Genomic DNA, 467 nt, shown 5'->3' with positions numbered 1-467 from the left:
AAGGTCAAGGTGTTATTGATCTGGTTGCCAGCTATGATTATGTAGAAGGAATCGGTATAGATGATCCGTTTGAGTATCCAGAATTTACTCAGATTTCTAATTATATTGACGATTTTCTCGTCAATTATCCCAATGAAACGGACTTTTGGGAAATCCTCAATAAAAATCTGGTGACTGAATTATTAACTGAACCGATTCCCACAGAATTTGGCTTTGATTATCAGTTAGGAGAGGTGTTAGATTCTCTCACCGTTGACATGGGTGTTCAATCCGGTTCTGGTGATGTTTTTATTCCTCGGTCTAGCATCGTCACTGGAACACCGGGAACAGAAGTGAATTTAGATGAATCTTGGTCATTTGTGTTAGAAGATTACGCAATTGAACATCAAGGTCAAGGTGTTATTGATCTGGTTGCCAGCTATGATTATGTAGAAGGAATCGGTATAGATGATCCGTTTGAGTATCCA

General features: G+C 38.8%; 1 pseudogene. It reads left to right on the top strand.

What is annotated here, in order from left to right:
- Positions 1-467, top strand: a pseudogene (locus M595_RS31445) (hypothetical protein); the annotation flags it as partial.

This window comes from Lyngbya aestuarii BL J, from assembly GCF_000478195.2.
GTDB classification, from domain to species: Bacteria; Cyanobacteriota; Cyanobacteriia; order Cyanobacteriales; family Microcoleaceae; genus Capilliphycus; species Capilliphycus aestuarii.
Note: the sequence above shows the minus strand (reverse complement) of the source record. Positions and strands in the feature narration are given on the sequence as shown.